This is a genomic window from Parasphingorhabdus sp. JC815 (assembly GCF_040717415.1).
Classification (GTDB): domain Bacteria; phylum Pseudomonadota; class Alphaproteobacteria; order Sphingomonadales; family Sphingomonadaceae; genus Parasphingorhabdus.
Window position 1 is genome coordinate 1 of the sequence record NZ_JBFEFM010000021.1, and the last position, 384, is coordinate 384.

The following is a 384-nucleotide window of genomic DNA, read 5'->3' on the forward strand; positions in this document are numbered from 1 at the left end:
TCGGTATCGGTCCGCGTGCCCCAGACACCGGCATCACCCGCATCCGCCTTATAAGCAACCCGGCTCCATATCACCGGCATGTTTTTGGACCGGGCCAGAGCCGATATCCGGTTGATATAATCAATCTGATTCGAATCGGTCTCATAAGCCGTCTTGAACATGTCCATACGGGTATAAGCCTGCTGCACATCGACATTTACGATTGCAAGCTTGTCACCAAAGCCAAATTTCTTTCGCGACGGGTTCCCGATCAGCTCCTCGAAGATTTCCCGCGCTGTGCGGCCATCTTCCACCATTTTCGTACCTTTAATGTCCATAAAAAATCTCTCCGGAATTGATAAAAACATAATAAACAACAGAAAAGACTTGTCGAGACATATTTGT

Annotated in this window: 1 pseudogene; it reads right to left on the minus strand. The window is 47.9% G+C overall.

Features of this window, described 5'->3' with window-relative positions:
- Positions 1-317, minus strand: a pseudogene (locus tag AB1K62_RS14670) (N-carbamoylsarcosine amidohydrolase); the annotation flags it as partial.
- Positions 318-384 lie beyond the last annotated feature (67 nt).